The sequence below is a fragment of the Saccharibacillus sacchari genome, assembly GCF_037722395.1.
In the GTDB taxonomy this organism is placed as follows: Bacteria; Bacillota; Bacilli; order Paenibacillales; family Paenibacillaceae; genus Saccharibacillus; species Saccharibacillus sacchari_A.
In genome coordinates, this window is sequence record NZ_JBBKAR010000048.1 from 1 (window position 1) to 22,002 (window position 22,002).

14 protein-coding genes, 11 tRNA genes and 1 rRNA gene are annotated in these 22,002 nt (G+C 51.8%); 24 read left to right on the top strand and 2 right to left on the bottom strand.

Translation table 11 applies throughout. The annotated features are described in order from the left end of the window. The first annotated feature begins 27 nt into the window (after positions 1–27). The 19 genes from rrf (at position 28) to glmS (ending at position 12,704) form a co-directional block, all read left to right on the top strand. Positions 28–144: ribosomal RNA gene (gene rrf, locus WKI47_RS18845) — 5S ribosomal RNA — on the top strand. Between the two features lie 32 nt (positions 145–176). Continuing rightward, positions 177–252 (top strand) — tRNA-Asn (locus tag WKI47_RS18850). 3 nt (positions 253–255) lie between these two features. Continuing rightward, positions 256–328 (top strand) — tRNA-Thr (locus WKI47_RS18855). Between the two features lie 35 nt (positions 329–363). Next, positions 364–435, top strand: a tRNA-Glu gene (locus tag WKI47_RS18860). A gap of 9 nt (positions 436–444) precedes the next feature. Beyond that, positions 445–520 (top strand) — tRNA-Val (locus WKI47_RS18865). A gap of 14 nt (positions 521–534) precedes the next feature. Further along, positions 535–609: transfer RNA gene (locus WKI47_RS18870), tRNA-Gln, on the top strand. Between the two features lie 6 nt (positions 610–615). Beyond that, positions 616–691: transfer RNA gene (locus WKI47_RS18875), tRNA-Lys, on the top strand. 20 nt (positions 692–711) lie between these two features. Further along, positions 712–796 (top strand) — tRNA-Leu (locus WKI47_RS18880). Between the two features lie 8 nt (positions 797–804). Further along, positions 805–879: transfer RNA gene (locus WKI47_RS18885), tRNA-Gly, on the top strand. 7 nt (positions 880–886) lie between these two features. Then, positions 887–963: transfer RNA gene (locus WKI47_RS18890), tRNA-Arg, on the top strand. Between the two features lie 17 nt (positions 964–980). Continuing rightward, positions 981–1,054: transfer RNA gene (locus tag WKI47_RS18895), tRNA-Pro, on the top strand. Between the two features lie 8 nt (positions 1,055–1,062). Then, positions 1,063–1,136, top strand: a tRNA-Gly gene (locus WKI47_RS18900). A 289-nt stretch (positions 1,137–1,425) separates the two neighbouring features. Continuing rightward, complete coding sequence (gene ppc / locus WKI47_RS18905) at positions 1,426–4,221, top strand: phosphoenolpyruvate carboxylase (protein WP_340228728.1); 2,796 nt, start codon at positions 1,426–1,428, stop codon at positions 4,219–4,221. 377 nt (positions 4,222–4,598) lie between these two features. Further along, positions 4,599–5,171 (top strand): RNA polymerase sigma factor SigW, encoded by a 573-nt coding sequence (sigW, locus tag WKI47_RS18910; protein WP_340228729.1) that lies wholly within the window; start codon positions 4,599–4,601, stop codon positions 5,169–5,171. 210 nt (positions 5,172–5,381) lie between these two features. Next, positions 5,382–6,002 (top strand): zf-HC2 domain-containing protein, encoded by a 621-nt coding sequence (locus tag WKI47_RS18915; RefSeq protein ID WP_340228730.1) that lies wholly within the window; start codon positions 5,382–5,384, stop codon positions 6,000–6,002. A 429-nt stretch (positions 6,003–6,431) separates the two neighbouring features. Further along, a complete protein-coding gene (gene cdaA, locus WKI47_RS18920; RefSeq protein ID WP_340228731.1) occupies positions 6,432–7,265 on the top strand; it encodes a diadenylate cyclase CdaA in 834 nt (277 codons plus the stop codon). After that, complete coding sequence (locus WKI47_RS18925; protein ID WP_340228732.1) at positions 7,258–8,841, top strand: CdaR family protein; 1,584 nt, start codon at positions 7,258–7,260, stop codon at positions 8,839–8,841. Before cdaA ends, WKI47_RS18925 begins: the two co-directional genes overlap by 8 nt. A gap of 107 nt (positions 8,842–8,948) precedes the next feature. Beyond that, positions 8,949–10,289, top strand: a complete 1,341-nt coding sequence (glmM, locus tag WKI47_RS18930; RefSeq protein ID WP_340228733.1) for a phosphoglucosamine mutase — start codon at positions 8,949–8,951, stop codon at positions 10,287–10,289. A 582-nt stretch (positions 10,290–10,871) separates the two neighbouring features. Then, positions 10,872–12,704, top strand: a complete 1,833-nt coding sequence (gene glmS / locus WKI47_RS18935) for a glutamine--fructose-6-phosphate transaminase (isomerizing) (protein ID WP_340228734.1) — start codon at positions 10,872–10,874, stop codon at positions 12,702–12,704. Positions 12,705–12,848: 144 nt separating this feature from the next. Here glmS and WKI47_RS18940 read toward each other — a convergent pair whose 3' ends face one another. Beyond that, on the bottom strand, positions 12,849–13,265 hold the full coding sequence (locus tag WKI47_RS18940) for a MerR family transcriptional regulator (protein ID WP_340228735.1): 417 nt from the start codon (positions 13,263–13,265) through the stop codon (positions 12,849–12,851). A gap of 166 nt (positions 13,266–13,431) precedes the next feature. On the opposite strand from WKI47_RS18940, the gene WKI47_RS18945 reads away from it, so the two are divergent. Next, positions 13,432–14,472, top strand: coding sequence for an NAD(P)-dependent alcohol dehydrogenase (locus WKI47_RS18945; RefSeq protein ID WP_340228736.1), 1,041 nt, complete (start codon positions 13,432–13,434; stop codon positions 14,470–14,472). Positions 14,473–14,653: 181 nt separating this feature from the next. On the opposite strand, the gene WKI47_RS18950 is transcribed toward WKI47_RS18945, so the two are convergent. Further along, positions 14,654–15,514, bottom strand: a complete 861-nt coding sequence (locus tag WKI47_RS18950) for a helix-turn-helix domain-containing protein (RefSeq protein ID WP_340228737.1) — start codon at positions 15,512–15,514, stop codon at positions 14,654–14,656. 220 nt (positions 15,515–15,734) lie between these two features. On the opposite strand from WKI47_RS18950, the gene WKI47_RS18955 reads away from it, so the two are divergent. From WKI47_RS18955 to WKI47_RS18970, 4 genes are all read left to right on the top strand, one after another. After that, positions 15,735–17,417, top strand: coding sequence for an ABC transporter substrate-binding protein (locus WKI47_RS18955; RefSeq protein ID WP_340228738.1), 1,683 nt, complete (start codon positions 15,735–15,737; stop codon positions 17,415–17,417). 16 nt (positions 17,418–17,433) lie between these two features. Further along, positions 17,434–18,954 (top strand): glycoside hydrolase family 43 protein, encoded by a 1,521-nt coding sequence (locus WKI47_RS18960; RefSeq protein ID WP_340228739.1) that lies wholly within the window; start codon positions 17,434–17,436, stop codon positions 18,952–18,954. A 170-nt stretch (positions 18,955–19,124) separates the two neighbouring features. Beyond that, entirely contained in the window at positions 19,125–20,756 is a 1,632-nt protein-coding gene (locus WKI47_RS18965) for an ABC transporter ATP-binding protein (RefSeq protein WP_340228740.1), read from the top strand. A gap of 103 nt (positions 20,757–20,859) precedes the next feature. After that, positions 20,860–21,951 carry an SGNH/GDSL hydrolase family protein gene (locus WKI47_RS18970; protein WP_340228741.1) on the top strand — a complete coding sequence of 364 codons (1,092 nt, stop codon included), beginning with the start codon at positions 20,860–20,862 and terminating at the stop codon, positions 21,949–21,951. The last annotated feature ends 51 nt before the right edge of the window (positions 21,952–22,002 follow it).

The following is a 22,002-nucleotide window of genomic DNA, read 5'->3' on the forward strand; positions in this document are numbered from 1 at the left end:
GTAGTTAAGTCTTTTAACTACAAATGGTTTGGTGGTGATGGCAGAGGGGTTCCACACGTTCCCATCTCGAACACGACCGTTAAGCCCTCTAACGCCGATGGTACTTGGACCGCAGGGTCCCGGGAGAGTAGGAAGCTGCCAAGCCGTTCGCGGTTCCTCACGGAACCGCATTATATTCCCTGATAGCTCAGTTGGTAGAGCACTCGACTGTTAATCGAGTTGTCACAGGTTCGAGTCCTGTTCGGGGAGCCATTTGCTCTCATAGCTCAGTAGGTAGAGTGCATCCATGGTAAGGATGAGGTCACCGGTTCGAGCCCGGTTGAGAGCTTGCCAAAGCGCAAAAGCAACACAAGGATTAAGCGTGGCCCGTTGGTCAAGGGGTTAAGACACCTCCCTTTCACGGAGGTAACAGGGGTTCGAATCCCCTACGGGTCATTATCGTATGGAGGCTTAGCTCAGCTGGGAGAGCATCTGCCTTACAAGCAGAGGGTCGGGGGTTCGAACCCCTCAGCCTCCACCATATTCACTCTCTGTTGGGGGTTAGCCAAGCGGTAAGGCAACGGACTTTGACTCCGTCACGCATAGGTTCAAATCCTATACCCCCAGCCATTATGAGAGCCATTAGCTCAGTTGGTAGAGCACCTGACTTTTAATCAGGGTGTCGAAGGTTCGAGTCCTTCATGGCTCACCATTTTACACCATTGGTATTGTGCGCGTGTGGCGGAATTGGCAGACGCACTAGACTTAGGATCTAGCGTCTTACGACGTGGGGGTTCAAGTCCCTCCACGCGCACCACTTATTTTGCGGACGTGGCTCAGCGGTAGAGCATCGCCTTGCCAAGGCGAGGGTCGCGGGTTCGATTCCCGTCGTCCGCTCCATATTTTTGCGCCCTTAGCTCAGCTGGATAGAGCGTTTGACTACGAATCAAAAGGCCGGGAGTTCGAATCTCTCAGGGCGCGCCATTTTTACAAATGAATAACGGGATGTAGCTCAGCTTGGTAGAGCACCTGGTTTGGGACCAGGGGGTCGCATGTTCAAATCGTGTCATCCCGATTGCTTTTGCGGGTGTAGTTCAATGGTAGAACTCCAGCCTTCCAAGCTGGTAGCGTGGGTTCGATTCCCATCACCCGCTCCATCTTTAAAAGCCGAGACCGGAAGCGGTCTTTTTTGTTATATACCCTAGCGTTCTTTAGAGCGCTATTTTCTTATATCCCTTAACTTTGTCTCTGCGCAGTTTTAAAGCGGGAATTCTGTATTCATACATAATGTTTTTCTGCTTTTATTTCATAGATTTTAGAGATGTTGCACAAAATACCCGGTCGCTTTTTCACTATAAAGTGAAGATTTATCAAATGAATTGTTGTATGATGTGATGAAGATGTCATATCAGCAAGCATGCAATGCAGACAGATAGGAGGAGTAACATGACTGAACTGACGGTAACCGCAAACAAAGGCAGTTCCAACAACCTGCTCAGACGCGATGTGCGGTTCCTGGGGAATATTCTTGGAGAAGTGCTCGTTCATCACAGCGGACAGGAACTCCTGGACAAGGTCGAAAAGATTCGTGAACTAAGCAAGTCGCTTCGCGCGATCTATCTGCCTGACCTCCACGAAGAGTTCAAGCGAGAAATCTATTCGCTCGATCCGGAGATTCGACACCAGGTCATTCGGGCTTTCGCCATTTATTTTCAACTCGTCAATATTGCGGAACAGAACCATAGAATTCGCAGAAAACGTGACTATGAACGATCTGCTGGTGAAGCCGCGCAACCGGGCTCGATTGAAACCTCGGTTCAGCAACTGAAAGAACAAAACTTCTCCTATGAAGACGTACAGAATTTCCTGCAAAACCTGTCGCTTGAGCTTGTTATGACAGCGCATCCGACAGAAGCGGTTCGCAGAGTTATTTTGGACATCCACAAGCGCATTGCGGCAGACGTGATGCAGCTCGACGATCCATCGTTGACCTTCCGGGAACGCGAACAGTTGCGCGAGAAATTGCTCAACGAAGTCATCACCCTATGGCAAACCGATGAGCTTCGCGATCGCAAGCCGACGGTACTCGATGAAGTGCGAAACGGCATGTACTACTTCCATGAGACGCTGTTCCATGTCCTGCCTGACGTATATGGCGAATTGGAACGATGTCTCGATAAATACTATCCAGGACACGACTGGCATGTGCCCAATTATCTGCGTTTTGGTTCTTGGATTGGCGGAGACCGCGACGGTAACCCTTCCGTAACGGCAAGTGTGACTTGGCAGACGCTGCAAATGCAGCGCAAGCTCGCTATTCGGGAATATCACAGCATCCTTGTTGAACTTATCCACGGGCTCAGCTTCAGCAGCAGTATCGTCAATGTGACGGATGAGCTGTTGGAGTCGATCGAACATGACCGCGAGAACGTGACTGTCGATGCGAAGTCTTACTGGCACAACGATAACGAGCCGTATCGAGTGAAGCTCACTTACATGATGCGCAAGCTCGACAATGTGCTCGATGATGAGAAAAAAGGCGGCTCCGATCGTTATGCGCATCCGTCCGAACTGATCGAAGATCTTCAAATCATTGACCGCAGCTTACGCTATCACCATGCTGATTATGTAGCGGATAGCTCGATCAAAAAGCTGGTGCGCCAGGTCGAACTGTTCGGGTTCCATACCGCTACGCTCGATATTCGTCAGCATAGCCAGGAACACGAGAAGGCGATGACCGAGATTCTGAACAGCATGAATATCGTGTCCGATTACTCGCAGTTGTCCGAAGATGAGAAGGTGGAGCTGTTGGTGCGTTTGTTGGAAGATCCAAGACCGCTTACGACTCCTTATCAGACGTACAGCGACGGTACGGAAGAATGTCTTCAGGTCTACCGTACGGTATTCGAAGCACAGAACGAATTCGGTAAAAATTGCATCAGCAGTTACCTCATTAGTATGGCTGAGGCGTCCAGCGATATTTTGGAGGTCATGGTCTTCGCCAAAGAAGTCGGACTCTTCCGTAAACATCCGGATGGAACCGTGGTTAGCACGCTACAGGCTGTACCGTTGTTCGAGACAATCGACGACCTTCAAGCAGCCAGTGGCATTATGAAGCGCCTGTTCGATATTCCGATCTACCGCGAAGCCGTTACGGCCATGAATGATCAGCAGGAGATTATGCTGGGATATTCAGACAGTAGCAAAGACGGGGGAACGGTTGCAGCGAACTGGGAACTTCGCGTAGCGTTGAATGAGATTACGGCTATGGCTTCTTCGTACGACGTGAAGCTGAAGTTCTTCCATGGTCGCGGCGGTTCCCTTGGCCGCGGCGGAATGCCGCTCAACCGCAGCATTCTGGCTCAACCTCCGCATACGGTGGGAGCGGGCATCAAGATTACGGAGCAGGGTGAAGTGCTGTCCTCCCGTTACTCGCTCAAAGGTATTGCGTATCGAAGCCTTGAACAGGCGACTTCAGCACTGCTGACTTCGGCAGTCGCAGCAACGGATACTTCTTATATGGAAGAAGAAAGCCAGTGGGAAGATATCGCAAGAGGAATTTCCGAAACTTCTCTGGAGAAATACCAGGATCTCATTTTCCGTGATCCGGACTTCTTGTCCTTCTTCAAAGGAGCAACGCCTTTATCCGAGATCGGTGAGTTGAATATCGGCTCCCGTCCTGCCAAACGGAAGAACAGCGATCGTTTCGAGGACTTGCGTGCGATTCCATGGGTATTTGCCTGGACGCAAGGTCGTTATCTGGTTCCCGCTTGGTATGCGGCAGGAACGGGGATTCAGAGCTTCTATCAAGGCAAAGCGGAAAATCTGGCTACGTTGAAAACGATGTACGCGAAATTCCCGTTCTTTACCTCTTTGGTCGATTCGCTTCAGATGGCAGTCGCCAAAGCCGACCTGGTTATTGCCAAGGAATATGCTTCCATGTACGGAGACGACGAAAGTCGCAATCGGATCTTCGGCTTGATTGAAGAAGAGTTCCGTCTGACTAAGCAACTTATCCTCGACATTACGGGTCAGCAAGAAATTTTGGATAATGTACCGGTTATTCAGGAGTCGATCAGACTTCGCAATCCTTACGTCGATCCGCTTAGCTACCTGCAAGTTCAATTGCTGACGGAACTGCGCGAATTGCGTGATACGGCCGAGCCAGAAGATCAGGAACTGATTCGTGAAGTTCTGCTTACCATCAACGGCATTGCAGCAGGACTTCGGAATACAGGTTGATGGCTGGAGTTCTAAAAACCAAGCCTTAATTATTTTTATAAAGTAACCTGTGTTCATTGGCGAGCCGCGTCTTTTCATAGCGAAAAGCGCGGCTTTTCTTTTTTGAATCGAAAAAGCTTAAGTTTCTTTCATTTTGTAAGGGTTTGGAAGAAGTTACAGCAGCAGTGTTGCTTTTTAACGCCGCATGAATTACGATTTGAACATACGCATAAAGCGGTCGATTTACGACCTGACTACAGGCAGCAATGAGCTTGAAGAAGAAGGACGTTATGTAATCGGCCGGATGTAATGCTTGCCTTCAGTTGTTTAGGGAATCCCGGAAAAGAAGCGGCAGGGGCTTCAGGTTCCCAACTCAGCGGGCTTAGTCTGGGGGAGACATGGTGGACAATCTGGAAACGAGATTGGTGAAACTTGCGCTCAAAGGTGACCAGAGGGCGTTCGCCGAAATCGTTGATCTCTATAAGGATCGAATTTTTCACCTCGCGTATCGAATGCTAAGCAATCGACACGAGGCGGAGGATGTCGTTCAGGAGACGTTTTTGCGCGTCTACCGGAATTTGGATCGTTACGATCCTGGACAGAAATTTTCGACCTGGATTTATCGGATCGGAACGAACCTGAGCATCGACCGTCTAAGAAAAAGAAAACCTACATACTCGCTCGACGCGGAAATCGGTGATCAGGACGGCGCCGATGGTTACGCGCTTATACCAGGTGACAATCGCACGCCGGAAACGGAATACATGATTTCCGAGACGCGAACGACGATTCATGAAGCGATTGATGGTCTGCCTCCGAAGTATAAGACAGTCATGATTTTGCGTTATTTGCAGGAGTTGTCGTTGCAAGAGATCAGCGACGTACTCGATATGCCGGTAACGACGATTAAGACACGCGTACACCGTGGTCGTGAATTTTTGCGAAAAAAGCTGGAATCGCAGCAGTACTAGCAGTACTAAGCGATTTCGGTTTTTTTATGGAAATCTTTTCGAGAGCCAATCACAAATTTTACGAAACATTGAACGTCGCTTAATAAAATCGAAATTTAATCCGATTTTATTGTTACCCATTGAAACTATCATCGGTATGCGGCGTATTAAGAAGGGCATGATAAGGCCAACAACAGATTTTACCGAGTTTTTACGAAAGGATTGGCTCATATGGAATGCAAACAAGCCGTCTCGCTCATGCACGATTACCTGGATGGAGATCTGCTTTCGGAGCAGGCAAGCGAATTAAAAAGTCACCTGGAAGCCTGTCCGGATTGCCGAGCTGCATTTCGACGTCTCGAAGAGACGGAGATGATGCTGTTCGCGGCAAACCGCAAGTCCGAGTCCGTGTCGGTATCCGAAGATATGACCGATCGCATCATGAGTTTTCTTCCTCAGCCCAAAAAGCACAGTCCTGTATGGAGTTGGGTGCGTAGACACCCGGCGTTGACCGCGGCTGCCGCTTTTATTCTTATTATGCTGGGCACGTCGATCGGATTTTGGAATGCGGATACTCAGCTTGTTGTTAGAGGCAGTGATCTGAATCGCGTCCAAGTGGAGGGGAATACCGTCATCGTTCCGGAAGGAACGATTGTGAGCGGCGACCTCACCGTAGAACGCGGAGAATTGAAGATCTACGGCGATGTGGAGGGGAATGTAACGGTCATCGACGGTTCGGCCTATCAGGCTTCGACGGCACATGTCGCGGGGCAGGTCAAGGATATCAACCAGGCTTTCGACTGGGTATGGTATAAATTAGGTAATATTTTCTCGGAAGTCGCCTATCGTTAGCCTATCCGTCGAATGTTTCGATTCTCGTCTATATCGCAGTAGAAGCATGGCGCTATGCCCGGTATCCTGTCAACGCTCAAGGTAAGGTTATGTTCAGCCGAACCTAAACCTCCGATTAAGAGCTGGCGTGTTACTCGTAGCTGGTCTCAAATTAATGCAGGATTACGCTTGGCTGAAACGTACCCAAACCATGTACGTTTCATTCAACCGCAAACCTGATATTAACGCGAGACCGGCTGCTAGGGCAGCGCCTTTTTTTGCTTGCACAGCAAGGCTCGGCTTGCAACGCAAGCACGAACGTTATAACCTATAGATATATAAATCCGAACTACAATCCGAACCGGCAGTCGGTTCCGAAGCTTGGTTGGCCGGCGGAACCATATAGCAGCCAGCAGCCTGAGAGAGACGGAGATAACGGGGGCTTGGGTCATGATGGATTATTTTACAAACCTAACTTGGCAAGATACGATCAAGGATGTCGCGGATATCTTGATCGTTACTTATATTGTGTACCAATTGATTCTGTTAGTACGCGGAACCCGAGCCGTACAATTGTTAAAAGGCATCCTTGTGCTGGTCATCGTCTGGGCGATTAGCAGTTGGTTGGATCTGTATACGTTAAAGTGGCTGATGGACCGTATGTTCACCTTCGGGGTCGTCGCGATCTTTATCATCTTCCAACCGGAGCTTCGCCGCGGACTCGAACAACTGGGGCGCGGCAAGTTCGTGGGTCGAAACAGTGCGGACGAGGAAGAAGTCGGGCATATGATCGGGGAACTGATGAAGTCGATCGCCTATTTGTCCCGTCGCAAGATCGGAGCGCTGATCGTTTTCGAGCGGAATACGGGACTCAATGAATATACGGAGTCCGGCATTCCGATGAAGTCCGTCGTAACGTCGGAGCTGTTGATTAACATTTTCACGCCAAACACTCCTTTGCACGACGGGGCGGTTATTATTCAGGATCGCACTTTGTCTGCGGCGGCCTGTTACCTGCCTTTGTCCGAAAATCCGTTTATCAGCAAAGAACTCGGAACGAGACACCGTGCAGCGATCGGGATCAGCGAAGTGGCGGATTCCGTGTCTGTTATCGTTTCGGAAGAGACGGGACAGGTTTCGCTTGCGCTGGATGGAAAAGTCGTACGCGATATCGGGGAAGAAGCACTGGTATCCAAGTTGTATGAATTACTAAAACCGAATGCGTCCATAAAGGAAAAGAAGGGCTTGTTCTGGAGAAAGAAAGGGGACGAGCCGAATGGATAAGTGGCTGGCAAACAATACAGCTGCCAAAATTATCGCATTAGCCGTAGCCTTGATTCTTTGGGCCATGGTGCATGTCGATACCGATGCGCCAACGATTACGAGAAGCAGCCAGGGAGACCATACGACAATTGCGAATCTGTCCATAGAGCCTTACGGCTTGGATGCGGATAAATATGTGCTGAAAACGGTAAGTCCACAGCAAGTAAGCGTCAATGTGTCAGGACAGTCTTCGCAGCTGGCATCCTTGGCGACCAGCAGCGAATATGAAGTGAAGATGGATTTAAGCAAGATCGAAGAAGCCGGGCAGTATACCGTCTCTTTGCAAGTCGATACGCCGCCGGGTGTCGAGCTGTTGTCTATTCTGCCGTCGAAAGTGACCGTAACCGTCGAGGAGAAAGTGACGCAGGCATTTGATGCGGTTGTGCTGACCACCGGTGTGCCGGCTGAAGGATTTACGGAGCTTGATCCTATTTTCGAAGACGGGAATGCTGTTCAGGTTACGCTTCCGGCCAGCGAGATGAAGCAAGTGCAAAAAATCCAGGGTGAAATTAGCGTAGAGGGATCAAACGGAAATGTATCGGGTCGAATCAAGCTAGTTGCCTACTCGAATAACGGAGAGATACTGGACGATGCGGTCATTGAACCGGCATCTCTCAAGGTACAGATCCCGATTTCCTCTAACGTATCGTCGAAAACTTTGCCTTTGAACGTGAGTTACAGTGGGAGCCTGCCGGATGGCCTTGTGTTGTCCGATGTCAAAGCTGGCGCTCAGGAGGTGACCGTATACGGCTCTGCCGGTGTGCTGGAGAGCTTGAGCAGTTATCCGCCTGTTACACTGGATCTGGATCGGATCACGGCAGAGGGGGCAACGACGTATTCTGAGGCCTTGGCAGCACCGGAAGGCGTCGATCGGATCGTGCCCTCCTCGGTGAATTACACTTTGACGGTAGTTCCGTATGAACAGAAGACGATTGCCAATGTACCTATTACACTGACCGGTTTGGCAAAAGGTAACGAGGCGACGATTACAGATCCGGAGTCCAGCCAGATGGATGTGACGATTGTGGGAGCATCTAGTCTTTTGGCGGGAGTGACGGCCAGTGATATTACGTTGACAGCCGATCTTGCTGGACTAAATGCAGGAACGCACAATGTACAACTGGCAGTGGAGCTGCCGAATTACATTCAAACGAATAAAGCGAACCCGCTTTCGGTTACAGTCGAAATCACGGGGACGGCATCCGATACAGAGAGTCAACCGCCGGCTGAGACAGATACAGAAAATCCGGCTGCAACTCCTGGAACGGATGGAAACAGCGGAAGCACCAACGAAACTGATCCGGGAACGGAGCCTTCCGATGCCGAGAACAATGCCAACACGGATACACCAAGCAATGAAGACCCTGTCACCGAACAACCGGGAACGACAGAAGAAACACCGACTACGACGCCGGACGAAGGAACAACGGACTCTGGTCAGACTGATCCGACCGAGAACGATGGGACAACCAATAACAATGGGGAAACGGCACCAGAACAAGGGAATGATACCGGGGGCGAGGCAGTTACGCCTTGAGCATCGTCCCTGGAGTTTAATCATTAATCAATCATCATCATTCGAATACGAAGCACGGACTACCTCAGGTGCACGTGGTTTGAAATAAAAGGAGAACGAGAATCGATATGGGAAAGTATTTTGGAACTGACGGCGTCCGCGGGGTCGCTAACCAAGAATTGACGGCTGAGTTAGCGTATAAGGTAGGGCGTTGCGGCGGTTATGTATTGGCGGGAAAAGTAGAGAAGCCGACCGTTTTGATCGGTATGGATACACGAGTTTCGGGCCTTATGCTGGAGTCTGCGCTGATTGCCGGACTACTGTCGATCGGTGCGAATGTCGTGCGACTCGGCGTGGTATCGACTCCTGCGGTTGCTTATCTGACGCGTACGCTTAAAGCCGATGCAGGTGTAATGATCTCGGCTTCGCACAACCCGGTTCAAGACAACGGCATCAAATATTTCGGCGGAGACGGCTTCAAGCTGTCCGACGAGACGGAACTTGAGATCGAAGCGTTGATGGATGCCGAAGTCGATGAATTGCCGCGTCCTGTAGGTGCAGGTCTGGGTACGGTCATCAACGATGAAGCTTCCAAATTCGTGTATCTGGATTACCTGAAAACTACAGTGTCCCGGTCTTTTAGCGGAATCAAAGTCGTTCTCGACTGTGCACACGGTGCGGCTTACGAACTGGCTCCGCATCTGTTCCGCGATCTTGGTGCGGAAGTGATTGCGATTGGCGCTGAGCCAAATGGCTTGAATATTAACGATCACGTCGGTTCCACGCATCCGGAAGCGCTACGTGAAGAAGTGTTGAAGCACGGTGCGCATATCGGACTCGCCTTCGACGGCGACGCGGATCGTCTGATCGCAATCGATGAAAAAGGCGAAGTGCTGGATGGCGACTATATTTTGTGCATTTGCGGCGATGCGCTGAACCGTGCGGGCAAACTGAACGGAAGTACGATCGTAACGACGGTTATGAGCAACATCGGCTTTTATAAAGCGGCGGAAAAGCTGGGCTTGAACACACTGAAAACGGCTGTAGGCGACCGTTACGTGATGGAAGAGATGCGCAAAGGGAACTTTAACCTGGGCGGCGAACAATCCGGGCATGTCATTTTCCTCGACCATAGCACGACAGGAGACGGTATGCTAACGGCGATTCAACTGGTGGATACACTGGTAGAAGCAGGTAAGCCGCTTAGCGAGCTGAAAACGATGATGCGTCAGTATCCACAATTGCTCGTTAACGTAAGGGTACAGGACAAGCGCAATTACGAAGGCAATAAGGCGATCTTGGCTGCCGTAGAATCGGTTGAGCAGGAGCTGGGCAGCGAAGGTCGCGTTCTGGTACGTCCTTCCGGTACAGAGGCACTGATTCGCGTTATGGCTGAAGGACCGGATAAAGATCAGTTGGATCGCGTTGTGGGTCAGATCGCCGACGTGGTACGCAGCGAACTGGTTTAAGCCAAGCAACAAAGAAAGCCTGAGTTGTAAACCGACTGTCAATATCATATAATGATGGGGTGCCCGCTTGCGTTCAGGTGGGCATCCTATATTTTTGTGTAAAAAGGCTGTAAGCCATAACTTTGAAAAGAACGAGGAGGAACGCGAGGTAAGATTCATAAGCGCCAGAGCTTAAGTGCCAGATCGGAACGCCGGAGGATACGATCGTGTCTAACGGGTATGCGCGACTTAAGCTGACGAGGTGGAGGTGTTCGAAATATTCGGCGGGGACCTCCCGGTATCGCATCAAACCGTAAGCGAATTTCGGAAAACGGACAGGCGACTGACCGCACAAACGGATTCGCGGATGCTCAATCATGGAGCTTTTCGTGTGCAAACTGAGAACGCGAAAGCTTATGCAGCCGAAAAAGACAGACGACGGCTCTGTTTTTCGGTGCATGGATTTTGACTATTCAAACCATACACGGGAGAGTTCTGTCTTTTCGCGGAAAACTTTGCTGTGCTTCATAAGCTTTTGTTTTTCACCGGACCGCTCGAAGCTTCAAGATCCCAACCCAAAACATGAGCGGAGGATATTTAATTATGTGTGGAATCGTAGGATATATCGGACCAAGAAATACGCAGGACGTTTTGATCGAAGGTCTCTCGAAGCTGGAATACCGTGGATATGACTCGGCGGGTATCGCGGTGTACACCGACGGAGGTCTGAAAGTCTCCAAAGCACTTGGACGTCTGGTTAACCTGGAGAACAAACTGGAAGGCGCTCCACTGGTAGGTTCGGTCGGCATCGGTCATACGCGTTGGGCAACACACGGCAAGCCATCGGACGTGAACTCTCACCCACACACGGACGCTACGCAGAAGTTTTCGGTCGTGCATAACGGAATCATCGAAAACTATCTGGAATTGAAAGACGAACTGATCGCAAGCGGCGTCGAATTCGTTTCGGAGACAGATACGGAAGTCATTTCCCATCTGGTTGCCCGTGAATATAACGGCGACATCGTGGAAGCCGTGCAAAAAGTGATCAAGCATCTGCGCGGCGCGTTCGCTTTGGCCGTACTTACCGAGTATGAACCGGACCGTATCGTAGCCGTACGCCATGCAAGCCCGCTGATTATCGGTATTGGCGAAAACGAAAACTTCATCGGTTCGGACATTCCGGCTATTCTGAAGTATACGCGAAACGTGTTCATTCTGAACGACGGCGAAATGGCTTTGCTGACTCGCGATAGCGTGAAGCTGATGACGATCGAAGGCAACGAAATTGCCCGGGAAATGACCTATATCGAATGGGATGCTATTACAGCGGAAAAAGGCGGCTACGAGCATTTCATGCACAAAGAAATTCACGAGCAACCTAGAGCGTACCAAGATACGATGCGCGGACGCGTAGACGAGAGCGGCAAGAAAGTGGTTCTGCCGGACTTCCATATGACAGACGAGCAGATCAAAAACATCCGTAACGTACAGATCATCGCTTGCGGTACGGCTTACCATGCAGGTCTTGTGGGACGCACGGTCATCGAACGTCTCGTACGCATTCCGGTCGAAACGGACGTCGCTTCCGAGTACCGTTACCGTTCCCCGATCGTAACGCCTGAGACGCTTGTGATCGTAGTTAGCCAATCGGGCGAAACGGCGGATACATTGGCAGCTTTGCGCGAAGCGCAAGCAAACGGCGCTCACGTTCTGGCAATCACGAACGTCGTAGGCAGCTCGATCGCGCGCGATGCGAACGACGTTATCGCGACACTGGCCGGACCGGAAATCGCGGTAGCTTCGACAAAAGCTTATACATCGCAGCTGATCGCATTCTATCTGCTGGGTCTATACTTCGCGCAAGTTCGCGGAACGCAAACGGAAGCTCAAGTTGCAGAAACGCTTGCGGCTATGCAGGCACTGCCGGAACAGGTTGAATCGATCCTGACGCGCGAGCTGGAAGCCAAAGCCCATGCCGAAGAATTCTCTTCCCAAAAGCACCTGTTCTTCATCGGACGCGGTCTGGACTATGCAGCGGCTCAAGAAGGCTCGCTGAAGCTGAAAGAGATCTCGTACATTCACTCCGAAGCGTATGCGGCAGGCGAGTTGAAGCACGGCACATTGGCGCTGATCGAAGAAGGCGTACCGGTGATCGCGCTGGCAACCGAGCAGGCGCTGATCGAGAAGACAGTCAGCAACATCAAGGAAGTCAAAGCTCGCGGCGGCGTTGTCCTGACGATCTGCTACGAAGAAGACGCGCAGGAACTGTTGAAATCGGTCGATTCCGTATTCACGATTCCAAAAACCCTTCCACTGCTTACGGCTTCGTTGTCGGTCGTAGCACTGCAACTGCTGTCGTACTACGCTTCCCTGGCTCTGGGTCTGGATGTGGACAAGCCGCGTAACCTGGCGAAAAGCGTAACGGTAGAGTAAGCAAAGACTGAATTTCTATGTTTTGCGGCTTTTGCGACGTGTGCCTCATACCTGCTGAAGCGGCAATAAACTGGATCATTTAAAAAAAGGATCGGCTCCGATTGGATTTCGGTAGGCCGGTCCTTTTTTCGTGTATGCGCATGTTTATACGGGAGAAGCGGCTTTGGCATGGTTGTGCTTGTGTATGGCTTCCGTCCCAGCATCCAGCGCGGTCTGATAATACTCGCATTTATGCTCGATTACGCTCATCGTTTGCAACAATTCCTGCATCTGAGCGGCGACCACTGCTTTGCGTTCCTGAAACATCTCGTAACGCTGCTGCAAGCTATTGTCGCCGTCCGAGCACCAGTCGATAAAAGTCTTGATCTCTTTGATCGGCATGCCCGTCATTTTCAGGCATTCGATGATTTTCAACGCTTCCAGGTCGGATTCTTTGAAAGAGCGGATACCGCCGGAAGTTCGTTCGATATGGGGAAGCAAGCCTTCTTTATCGTAATAGCGCAGCGTGTAAGGCGTCAGGTTCAAGACCTTGGCGGCTTCGCCGATTGAATATGTTTTCATTGCCATTCTCCTATTCCCGGTATGGTGAATGCGATTTTATCATTGGAGCTGCCGGATGTCAAAGGCGTTAACAATTCTGAAAATGCCGCTTGACTTAGAGTTAACTGTAAGGCTTAGGATGAATAAGTGATCAATTATAAATCAACTATTCTTGGAGGTACTTACTATGTCGACAGCTCAAGCGAAAGTCGTATACGGAGCGGATCAATCGTTCCAATCTGCCGAGATTCAACGTCGGGAACTTCAGCCGCATGACGTACTGATCGAGATCAAATACGCGGGCATCTGCCATTCCGATATCCATAGCGCGCGTGAGGAATGGGGACCCGTGCAGTATCCATTCGTACCGGGGCATGAAATCGCAGGCATTATCGCAGCAGTCGGTTCGGCCGTTACCAAGCACAACATCGGCGATCGCGTCGGCGTAGGTTGTATGGTCGATTCATGCGGCAAATGCGTACACTGCCATGATGGCGAAGAGCAATACTGTTTGGAAGGCATGACAGGAACTTACGGATCGGTTGACCGTTACGGTCAATATACGCAAGGCGGCTATTCCAGCCATATCGTCGTGACCGAAGAATTCGTCGTGAAAATTCCGGACAACATATCTTTGGATGCGGCGGCTCCGCTGCTGTGCGCAGGGATCACGACGTATTCGCCGCTGCGCCATTGGGGAGCGGCTCCGGGCAAAAAGATCGCGGTCGTCGGACTCGGTGGTCTGGGACATATGGCGGTCAAATTCGCGCATGCCATGGGTACGGAAGTGACCGTTCTGTCGCAATCTTTGAAGAAAAAAGAAGACGGATTGAAGCTGGGAGCGAGTGCTTACTATGCGACAAGCGATCCGGAAACGTTCAAGGAACTGGCTGGAAAATTCGATCTGATCATCAACACGGTAAGCGCGCAAATCGACATTAACGCTTATCTGTCGCTGCTTGCGGTCGACGGCACGCTGGTTAACGTCGGCGCTCCTTCGGAGCCGCTGCCGGTTCAAGTGTTCTCGTTGATTCCGCAACGCCGTTCGTTCGCGGGCTCGTCGATCGGCGGCATTCGCGAAACGCAGGAAATGCTGGACTTCTGCGCCGAGCATAACATTACGCCGGAGATCGAAGTCATCTCGGCTGATCGGATCGACGAAGCTTGGGAGCGCGTGATGAAGTCCGACGTGAAATACCGCTTCGTGATCGATATCGCGACGTTGTAAGCCATAGGCGGTAGCGAACAATAACCGAAAAACAGACCCGGTGCCAATCGCATCGGGTCTGTTTTGATGGAGGACCTTTTTAACGGGAAGATCTATTCGGCGGACGGAAAAGCATGACACTGGAAAAAAGCTGGTCCTCCCATTGCGCGCGACAATTTGCCGCTAAACTTGAAGCCGGTCACTATCCCTTCTGTCGATACGCCTTTGGCGACATCCCGTAAGCCTTCGTAAATTGCCGCGTAAAATAGTTACTGTCATTGAATCCGCACTCGTACGAGATTTGCGTCACGGGCAGATCGCTGTGCTTTAGAAGCATACGCGAACGCTCCAGGCGCAGACTTTGCAGATAGGCGACCGGAGTTGTCTGGTAATACGCTTTGAACATCCGATTCAAATGCCGTACCGACACGCCGGAGCGTACCGCAATCTGTTCTAGGGATAACGCCTCCAGGTAATGATCCTCCATATACGAGACGGCATTGGCGAGATGCGACAGCGAATCGGGAGCCTCGCGGCTTTGCGTATCGTAGTGCCGGCATAGATAGACGACCAGCTCCATAAAGCGCGCGATCAGCATCGTTTGCCGCCCTTGCTGCTTACTCTCGTATTCACTGACCATAGTAGAGACCAGCGCAGCCACATGTTCGACACCCGCGATCGGCAGGCTCAGTTTATCCGAATGCGCTCGCATGTCGGAATAAAGCGGTTGCAGAACGAACAAAGCCTGAAAGCCGTTCGAAGTCCGCAGATCCGGTCCGATCGCTTCAAGCATCTCGGGGCGATACATAATATTGCAGATCCTAAAGTCATGCGGTTCCCTATAGCCGTGCTCGGTTGCTCCGTTGATCACGAAAGCATTGCCTTTTTTGATAAAAGATTCTTCGTTGTTGACGATATGCTTGGCATTCCCGCTCAGTACGATAACAAGCTCCGAGAAGTCGACATGCCGGTGCAGATCCGTGTCTTCGTCATGTCCGCCGTATTGGATAAAAAAAGGAAAGGTCTTATCCGTCGTAAACCATCCCAAATAGGCGTTGCTCATCTTCGTTCCTCCAAACTCCGTGTCCAGTCGAATGTCTATATCATGCTAGTTCAGGGCCGGAAAATCAAGGCTGTGATCCTGTTTCTTCCGTAAAATTCGAAGGGAAGACGGCAGGAAGTCCTAATCTCACCAAGAAAAATGCAAGCGTATTCAAAGTGGGCATAAGTGGACTTGAACCAGCGTAGCTTCGATCCAATCATAGACATAGGGGGAAACAGGGATGAATACACGCAAGTTTGTGGCGATAAGTGCAACAGCGGCCCTGACGATGGGACTGCTTGCTGGCTGTGGCGGTTCGAGCGAGGATAACGCAGCTCCGGTTACCGAAGGCGACGAGACGTCACCGATCAGCTTTAGCTTTTTTAGCGCTGATCCGAACTCGAACTGGAACAATATGCAAGATGCGGTGGGCAAAAAAATTACGCAAGCGACAGGCGTCACGCTGAACGCAGAGTTCGCAGTGGCCGATCCGTCGCAAAAGCTGTCCCTGATCGTGGCGAGCGGCGAATATCCGGAGCTGCTCAGTGCCAAAGGCGACGTGGACAAATTCGTCGAAGCCGGCGCGATGCTGGACTTAACCGAATTGATCGACAAGTACGCCCCGAATATTAAAAAAGTATACGGTGACCAAATTAAACGTTTGCGTTACAGCAACGAGGATCAGTCGATCTACGTCATCCCGACATATTCGGCGGTAGGAACCAAAAATCTCGTGGCAGGCGGCGGTTTCGAGCTTCAGCACAAAGCCGTGAAAGAAGCCGGATACCCGGAAATCAAAACGCTTCAGGATTACGAGGACGTTATCCAATCGTATATCGATAAAAATCCGACAGACGCGGACGGCAATCCGAATATCGGCATGACGCTGAACGCGGATGATTGGCATATGTCGATTACCGTCACCAACCCGGCAGCGGAAGTGACAGGCAAATCCGGCGACGGCGAATACGATATCGATCCCGAGACGTATGAAGCCACGTATCACTTCCGTACGGAAGGCGAGAAGGAATATTTTAAATGGCTGAACCATATGTATGATATCGGTCTGCTGGACAAAGATACGTTCGTGCAGAAAAACGACCAGTACCTCGCCAAGATCGCTTCCGGTCGCGTGATCGGGATGATCGACGCGGATTGGGGCTACTCCGAAGCAGAGAACTCCTTGAAAAGCGCAGGCAAATACGAAGATACGTACGGCCATTATTCAGTCACGCTGTCCGATGAATACAAGGATAACCGTATGCAGTCGACAGGCTTTATGTCCGGTTGGGGCGTAGGGATCACAACGTCGGCCAAAGATCCGGTACGTGCCATTAAGTTCCTTGACTACCTGGCTTCCGAAGAGGCACAGATCATGAACAACTGGGGCATCGAAGGCGAGCACTACAACGTCGAGGACGGAAAAAGGGTCGTGCCTGCCGACGTGCAGGATCGTATCACGAACGACAGCGCGGCCTTCAGCCGGGAATCCGGTATCGGTTTCTACTCGCTGATGAGCGCGCGCTACGGCGACGGAGTCGAGGACTCCACAGGCAACTACTACACGAAAAATTCTCCGGATATGATCGCGGCCAACTACACGGAAGCGGACAAAGAAACGCTTGCGGCGTACGATGCGACGACATGGATGGACCTGTTCCCGAACGAAGACGAGTTCCCGGTCAAGCCGTGGGGCGCAGCCTGGAACATCGCCGTTCCGAGCAGCGACAAAGTCACGCTTCTGTCAAGCCGCGTCAAAGACATTACGTGGAAACGCATCCCGGAAATCGTCGTTTCCGATCCGGCTGATTTCGATCGCTTATGGGACGCTTACCAGCAGGAATTGCTGGATAACGGCGTCGAAGAAATGGAACAAGGATTTACCCAATACGTTCAGGATCTCGTGAAGCTCTGGAACGACTGACAGGAGTGTTTGATTCATGGAATACGCAAATCCGGTTATTCCCGGCTTTCACCCCGATCCCAGTATCTGCCGGGTAGGCGACGATTATTATTTGGTGACGAGTACCTTTGAATATTTCCCCGGCGTTCCGGTGTTCCACAGCCGGGATCTGGTGAACTGGCGCCGGATCGGACATTGTTTGACGACCGAGACGCAGCTTCCGCTGCATACCGCAGGCAGCTCCGGGGGGATCTACGCGCCGACGCTTCGCCATCATGGCGGCTGGTTCTATATGACGACGACCAACGTTAGCGGCATCGGCAATTTCTATGTGCGCAGTCAGCGTGCCGAAGGCCCGTGGTCGGAACCGATCGCGGTCGATCAGGGCGGGATCGATCCGTCGTTGCTGTTCGATGACGACGGCACCGTGTACTTCCAAACGGCGCAGAACGGTCCGCAGGGCGAAGGCATCTATCAGTGCGAGATCGATATCGACACCGGAGAAAAGCTGGCCGAGACTCGACTGATCTGGCCGGGAACCGGCGGGGCAAGCCCGGAAGCGCCGCATCTCTACAAGGTAAACGGATCGTACTATCTGATGATCGCCGAAGGCGGAACCGAGTACGGTCATATGGAGACGGTCGCAAGAAGCCACACGCCGTACGGGCCGTTCGAAGCGTGCCCGCACAATCCCATCCTGACGCAGCGAAGTTTGCCGTCTTCGATTCAAGGCGCGGGTCATGCCGATCTGGTGCAAACCCCCGCCGGCGACTGGTGGGCGGTATTTCTGGGCATCCGTCCGCCTGTTTATCCGAAGCGGCATCACTTGGGGCGCGAGACTTTCCTGGCTCCGGTAACCTGGACCGAAGACGGTTGGCCGATCATCGGCGAAAACGGACGCGTATGTGAGCGGATGGACGCTCCGGCGCTGGCGCCGCATCCGTGGCCGTCTCTGCCGGTACGCGATGATTTCATCGCAGCGGAGCTTGATCCGGAGTGGATCTTCCTGCGCAATCCCGCGCCAGGAAGCTGGTCACTGGAGGAACGTCCCGGTCATCTGGCGCTAAGAGGCGGTGAGGTGACGCTGGACGAGATCGGTCCGCTGGCATTTGTCGGACGCCGATTATCGCATTTCGATTGCCGTTTGGCGGCGCAGCTTGATTTCGAGCCTGCTAGCGAATCAGAGGAGGCCGGAATGACGCTGTTCATGAACGGCAAGTATCACTACGATCTGGCCGTAACGCAACGCGAAGGCCGTAAAGCAGTGATCTTGCGTCGTACGGTGGGATCGCTGCGAACGGAGCAGGTTTTCGACTGCGGATTCGGGCCAGTCGAGTTGCGCGTGCATGCGGAAAGTCAGCGCTTTGTCTTTTTCTTCCGCGAAGCAAACGGCTCGGAGATCGAGGTCGGTTGGGGCGAAACGCATTTTCTGTCGACCGAGATCGCGGGCGGCTTCACGGGCGTGATCGCCGCGATGTACGCCGTATCCGGTGGAGAGACGGCACAAGCAACGTCCGCCTTTTTCGATTGGTTCGACTATGAGCCTTTGAATGCGTAATATTTGGATCGGCCTGCCGGCAATCGGCGGGCCGTTTTTTATGGAGAGATTTTTCACGGAGAGATTTAGGGTTCGGGTGAAATTATTCATATCCAATTTTTTGAACAGGATGATAAAATTGAGTGTTGATTTTCGTAGGGGAATGAAGGCGGGAAAGGGCGGGGGATAGAATGTGGCGGTATCTTAAAGCGTTAAAAGGTGTCATTTTTGTGCAAGTTCTTTTTTCAGGTTTGTATGCTTTAACGATCGCTTGTATTCCATACCTTCAAAAAATGCTGTTTGACCAAGGGTTTGGGAGTGGCACGCATGCGCTATTGGGGCTGGCATTTTTATATATCGGCTGCATTGCAGGGAGCGCGGTGACGCAGTATATTTCGCAGGTATATGAATGGAAGACAGCCAAAGGGTTTAATCTGCGGATCAAAAACGACTTTTTTCGCGCCGTAGCCCGCTATCCATATCGTCGTTTTGCCGGAAAAAGCGTGGGCGAATATTTATCGATGCTAAGCAACGACGTAGAGATGCTGGAAACGCAGTACGTGGACGCGATCATCGATATTTTAAAATCCATCAATATGCTGGTTGTTTACGGGTTTTTCCTGTTTGTTTTTATCGATGTTCGGATTGCGGGGGTGATTGTAGCAGCGTCGCTGGTTTCCGTATTCATTCCCAAACTGATGGCAGGGCGTCTGGCGCGTCTGCGGTTGGCTTACCAGGAGCAGCTGGGACGTTATACGGATAAGGTAAAGGATTTGCTGGACGGATTCAAACGCATCGATTACGTCACGCGCGGAGCGATCGGGGATCAACATGCGGCAATACTGGCGGATACCGAGCAGAAACACTATCGCTTCGGACGTTTCAAAACACTGGCGAACGTGACCAACAGCTTTGTGATGGATATTGTGAGTCTGTCGGCTTTTTTCGCGGTCGGTTATCTGTATTATCGGGGACAGATTACGGTGGGAACCGGGATTGCGACGTTCGGTTATATCGAAAGCTTCATATATCCGATCAAGTATATTCTGAACGATATCAACAGTCTTAATGCTTCCAAAGAAGCGAAAAAAAATCTGCTCGCGTTGCTGGAAGAATCTGAATCGCCACTGCCGTGTAAAACGTCGTTTGAGCAGGCGATCGAATTTCAACAGACCCGTGTCGCTTTGGGCGATTTTAGATTGGAGCCTTTTACCTATCGATTTGAAAAAGGGAAGAAATACGCATTGATCGGACCCAGCGGCTCGGGCAAATCTACCGTGTTGAACGCCTTGATGAAATACGTGCCGCAAAGCGCGGGGAGAATCGTTATCGACGGAGAGGATATCGAAAAGCTGGACTTATCCCGTATCGTCTGCTGCATCCATCAGCACGAGCCGATATTCGCGGACGACTTTTTGAATAACGTATCCGTATTTCGCTCGTATCCGATAGGAGGTCTGGACAAAGTGTCGGGGCGATTGCAATCCGGTATGCTGGAAAGTTTGCGGAGCCGCACCGATGCCCAAGCTATGAGCGGCGGCGAAAAGCAAATGTTGGCTGCGCTTCGTCTAATGTTGGCTGATCCGTGTATCTGCGTGCTGGACGAGCCATTTGCCGCGATGGACGCCCGAATGACGGAACAGGTGCAAAAGCTGCTCATGTCGCTGGAGAACAAAACGATTATTATGGTCACGCACAAGATTGATCGACGTTATTTGGAGCAATTCGACGAGATTTTATGTATGGAAAAAGGGCGGTTGATCGCGGCAGGAACGCCGGAGCAGATCTGGGGGATGGACAGCTACGCCCGATTGAGCGGATGACCGACGTTGACATGCGAGTTTTTTTGAAAATGCCTGCTGGATTCCGGATCGAAAGACGATATAATCAAGGCGATCTTTCTTTTAAAAAAAAGGAGCGAACCGATTGAACATCCGCACATCCTCCGATCTTCAGGCATCTTTTCCGCGTGCCCGTCTGTTGTTGGTCTTTCTGTTGTTAAGCGCGACGGTCTTTCTTGCTGCGCCTTCGATCCATCGCGTGAATGCGGATATGGCAGCGGTCGGGCCGGACGATCCCCATATCCGTTACGTCGGCAGATGGGACACTTCCGCGCCGGATACGTATCGGGGATACTGGGCGGGAACGTCGTTCACGACGGCTTTTACCGGAAGCAGCGTGCGATTGAGATTGGGTTACGCCGCACCGCCCGCCGGTTCCGATCTGTACGCATCCGTGGACGGTGGGCCTTTTCATTTATATAAAAATGCTTCGGGCATCGTCAATCTGACTCCCGAACGGTTGGCGTCCGGCGAGCATACGCTGACCGTGGTGACGCGAAATATCCGGGACGTCGCCGTGTTCAAAGGATTGCTGCTGGACGAAGGCGCCCAAACGATTCCTCCGCCGGAACGTAAGCGCCGGATCGAGTTTGTCGGTGATTCGATCACGGTGGGCTACAAAACGCCGAACGTGTCGATCGAATCGTATGCCTGGCTGACCGGCGAGCAGTTGAACGCCGATCATACGCAGATTGCCTACACCGGAATCTGTCTCGTGGACGGCGTATCCTGCAACGGGCTGCCGCCATCGGGGATGAGCGAGCAGTATTTCAAGTTGCAGCCGCTGGACTACGCGGACTCGCCGGAGTGGGAAACGAACAAAGAAGCGCCGGATGCCGTCGTGATCAACCTGGGGACCAATGATGCACGGGCGGACATCGACGGGAAGACGTTCCGGGATGCTTATGTGCGTTTTCTGGAGCGACTTCGGCAGGCTTACCCGGATACGGAATTGGTGGTGTTGCTGCCTTTGAACGGATACATGAACGAGGAAAGCCGCGAAGCGGGCGAGATTCGGCAGTCGGAAGGCGACACGAAGCTGCATATGATCGCGACGGACGGCTGGCTGTCGGAGCTTGACGGCGACTATACCGATAAGCTGCATCCTTCCGCGCAAGGCAACGTGAAGATGGCGAACCGGCTCACGGAAGAACTGCGGAAGACGCTGGGATGGTAAAAAGCAGACTTTGGGGATCTTTCCCGAAGTCTTTTTTGCGACTGGGGAAGA